General features: G+C 69.1%; 1 pseudogene. It reads right to left on the reverse strand.

The window, feature by feature from the left end:
* Positions 1-1,098 (reverse strand): annotated as a pseudogene (locus tag ACFY0P_RS52205) (alpha-1,4-glucan--maltose-1-phosphate maltosyltransferase); the annotation flags it as partial.

Raw genomic sequence — 1,098 nt, forward strand, 5'->3', positions numbered from 1 at the left:
CGCCGGACGGCGTTGAGGCGGGTGATCAGGGGGGCGATGCCATCCGTCTCGGCGCGGGCCCAGTCGCGGGGTTTGAGCTGGTACTTCTCCGAGTCGAGGTATTCCTCGCTGCCCTCCCTGAGGGGGGTGTTCTCGCAGAGCTCGTAGCCGCTGTAGATGCCCCAGGTGGGGGAGAGGGTGGCGGCGAGCACGGCCCGGACCTCGAAGGCGGGACGGCCGCCGTGCTGGAGGTAGGCGTGCAGGATGTCCGGGGTGTTGGCGAAGAAGTTCGGCCGCATGGAGGCGGCCGACTCGCCGGACAGCTCGGTGAGGTACTCGGTGAGTTCCTGCTTGCCGGTGCGCCAGGTGAAGTACGTGTACGACTGCTGGAAACCGATCTGGGCCAGGGTGCGCATCATCGCGGGCCGGGTGAAGGCCTCGGCGAGGAAGATGACGTCCGGGTCGGCGCGGTTGATCTCCGCGATCACCCGTTCCCAGAACACCACCGGCTTGGTGTGCGGGTTGTCGACGCGGAAGATCCGCACCCCGCAGTCCATCCAGTGCCGCAGCACCCGGACCGTCTCGGCGATCAGGCCCGCCATGTCGGCGTCGAAGGCGATGGGGTAGATGTCCTGGTACTTCTTGGGCGGGTTCTCGGCGTAGGCGATGGTGCCGTCGGGCCGGTGGTGGAACCACTCGGGGTGCTTCTCCACCCAGGGGTGGTCCGGCGAGCACTGCAACGCGAAGTCCAGGGCGATCTCCAGGCCGTGGCGGCCGGCCTCCGCCACGAACCACCGGAAGTCCTCCAGGGTCCCCAGATCGGGGTGGACGGCGTCGTGTCCGCCCTCGGGAGAGCCGATCGCCCAGGGCACGCCGACGTCCTGAGGGCCCGCGTGCAGGGTGTTGTTGGGGCCTTTGCGGAAGGTGGTGCCGATGGGATGGATCGGCGGGAGGTAGACGACGTCGAAGCCCATCTCCGCGATCTTCGGCAGCCGCCGGGCCGCGGTCCGGAACGTGCCGTGCGGCCGCTCCGGCGTGCCCTCCGAGCGCGGGAAGAACTCGTACCAGGAGCCGTACAGGGCCCGTTCACGCTCGACGAGCAGCAAAAGGGGCTCGGAG

Origin of the sequence: Streptomyces sp. NPDC001714, assembly GCF_042892755.1 — a bacterium.
GTDB lineage: Bacteria > Actinomycetota > Actinomycetes > Streptomycetales > Streptomycetaceae > Streptomyces.